The sequence below is a fragment of the Rhodopirellula bahusiensis genome, from assembly GCF_002727185.1.
GTDB lineage: Bacteria > Planctomycetota > Planctomycetia > Pirellulales > Pirellulaceae > Rhodopirellula > Rhodopirellula bahusiensis.
Genome location: NZ_NIZW01000058.1, coordinates 1 through 2,702, shown reverse-complemented (window position 1 = coordinate 2,702; position 2,702 = coordinate 1). Strand labels below are relative to the sequence as shown.

Genomic DNA, 2,702 nt, shown 5'->3' with positions numbered 1-2,702 from the left:
TTCTGTCACCCATCAATGGGCAATTCATCATCGTCTCTCCGACACAAGCCGAGTCCACGAAACTTGCAACCGTACTCAAGGGTCTCTAAAACGGTGTAACCATCGCGTGAACCGGAGAACGCGAGCTAAGCGATTTGGCCGTTAGAGACTTTCCCGCGCGTTCCCGGTTACGCGTACCGTTCGCCGACAGACGCAATGTATCAACTCGCAATTCTCCTCGTCATCGCTGTGCTATCGGGCTGCGGTTCCCGCAACATGAATCAGCATGCAAGCACCGATGGCGATGATGCATCGCGTTCAATGCCATGCATCACCAGCATGTCTAGAACTTCGGGGGACATTACCGTCCACTTGCTTCAGTTGTCGGAGCGGCGAATTTCGTCGGAGAATCTTTCGTACCTCGATCTGATGTTCGTCCTCGAATATTCCGGCCCTGAAGACGTCGGCAACATCAACACGACTACGCCGGTATACCGTCAGGTAGACGGAAAGGATGCACTACCGGAGGGCCCTACGGTTTCCTCGTATTCTCGCAGTGTGCCGCTCGAAGACTTCGATCCCCCTCCCTTCGTCGATTTACCATCAGTCGACGGCTACGGGCTGGTCATGATCAAAACGGTTCCAGGGCACGTCCCAAGGAACACGATTGCGATTTTGGTGGACTTTGGGATCAACGAAGATTCGGCAACGTTTAGTTTTCCGATCCGATGGGTCGATAGCGGCGAACCATCGGATGCACCCGAGTCGGCGAGTCGGGCATTTTGACAACGGAAAATCTCTCGCGCCGACCGGGTGATCCGCAACGTTCTGCCAAGAAGATACTGTGATTCCTAAACGCAACCCATTGCTGATCGCCATTGGGCTGTTCCTTTGCATCGCGGCGTTCTTGAGGGGCCAATATCTGCTTGGCACGAGTGCAGCCGTCACGTTTTGCCTGCTCGTTGCTGCGAGTACATTCGTCGCTTATCGCGTCTTTATCACAAATCGGCGCCACAACATCGCCCGGCGCACTATCGCATCGCTGTTTGCCACAACTGTCTTCGCGGTCCTTTTCTTCTCGCCGAGTGTGAGCCCCGGTATCGCCTCTCTCTCCCGCCGACACCGAACCCAGATACGGGCCGAAACACAGTTACTGAACGTACTAACGCCTGATTCACGATTTGCTGACGTTCGAGCCACGTGCGACGCGAAGAAGGCGTTGTTTGTCACGATTCATGGGCGTGTTGAATCCGATACTGACTTGATGGAACTGCGCGCTCAATTAATCGCTGAATGCCCCGATATCGAACCAGCTTTCCTCTACTGGCGACTATCGGTCAACGACTCAAATGAATTGTACGATGGTCGCGATTCCGATATCTTCGGTGAAGTGAACATGCAGTGAATCGGGCAGAACCATGAAATGCACGGGAGAACGGGTGGTTCGTTTTCTCGTCTGCTTGCACGTCGTTCGCCCGTTCCCCGTGATTTCTACCGTTCGTCGGACTAAAGGCGTGAAGTTCAGCCTCAAAGCACTGTTGATCGCTTGCCCGCTGTTCGGCTTGGCTGTCGGGTGGACACTTCGTCAACTCAGCTACGACACAGCACTTCAGCGTAGTAATGCTCAGCTTTACTTCGCTGACGATCTTTGGTTTGACAATCATGCGAACATCTCGCTGGCGATCTCCAGCAACAAACCCGAAGCGCTGGCGGATGTTGCAGCAGCATGCTTCTCCGAAGATTCGAAGGTTGACCGCCAGACTATCGACGCATTATTGGCCATGCCAAATCTGAAAGTTATATCGTTCGATCGTTCAAGCATAGATTGCGACGCATTTCAACGCCTGCACGCAAGCAAATCGATCGAATTGATTGGGTTCGGTGGCACGAATGTCACCGACGATGACCTATACTCTTTGGTGCCTCTAAAATCATTGCGAGTGGTTGACGTCTTTCAGTCCGAAGTGACGCCGGAGGGAATTGCCCGTTTCCGCGTGGCAAGGCCAGATGTGCATGTTCAAAATTGGTACAACTAAAGACCGACGAACCAAGCGATGAACCGAAGTCGCGGAGTCGCCGTATTTGACAATGGAAAATCGATCGCCGCGACTCGGTTATCGCGGTCGTTATCCGATTGATGAATGACATTCAGACTTCGTTCCCTTCTGATCGCTGTACTTGGCGTTGCAGCCTGTTTCGCTTTTTACCGACCTATCGCTGACCGCCTGCTTTCACCGCGATTGGACGGTTACTACATTACCAGCACGACTGAACCCGCTTCTTATCCATGCACGAGAGGAGTGTTCGTAGTAACTGATCCACGACTGCAGCGTCACCGAATTGTCGCGTTAAATCGAATGACGACTCAGCTGGAAACGCCGTATCGCGAGTCGCCGGACTGGTTCGTGTACGAGCTTCATGCCGATGGCCGTGGGGTCGAGTGCTTTGTGAATGATCGACGGATATATGCTACTGACAGCGTTCAGATATTTTACTCGATTGACGATCATCCACCCCGCCTTCTGATTGTTCCATGGAACGAGTACCCGAAGCACGTGGTCATTTCGCCGGATACAATCTGGCGGCTCTACATTGATACCATAAGCGGATAACCAATAAGCTGCTATGTGGGTTTTATAGTTTGGCAGTATAGCCGTTTCGGCGCGTACGTTCAGCGGTCACACTTTTAGTGCGTTTTCGAAGATCGAGTCTCCGCCCTGACG

The 2,702-nt window shown here is 52.8% G+C and carries 3 protein-coding genes; all 3 read left to right on the top strand.

Annotation, left to right across the window (positions count from 1 at the left end):
* The first annotated feature begins 318 nt into the window (after positions 1-318).
* The 3 genes from CEE69_RS32700 to CEE69_RS31690 all read left to right on the top strand — a co-directional run bounded on the left by CEE69_RS32700 (position 319) and on the right by CEE69_RS31690 (position 2,015).
* A complete protein-coding gene (locus CEE69_RS32700; RefSeq protein WP_158231120.1) occupies positions 319-765 on the top strand; it encodes a hypothetical protein in 447 nt (148 codons plus the stop codon).
* Between the two features lie 58 nt (positions 766-823).
* Positions 824-1,384 carry a hypothetical protein gene (locus CEE69_RS32695; RefSeq protein WP_158231119.1) on the top strand — a complete coding sequence of 187 codons (561 nt, stop codon included), beginning with the start codon at positions 824-826 and terminating at the stop codon, positions 1,382-1,384.
* Between the two features lie 109 nt (positions 1,385-1,493).
* Positions 1,494-2,015, top strand: a complete 522-nt coding sequence (locus tag CEE69_RS31690; protein ID WP_143549407.1) for a hypothetical protein — start codon at positions 1,494-1,496, stop codon at positions 2,013-2,015.
* Positions 2,016-2,702 lie beyond the last annotated feature (687 nt).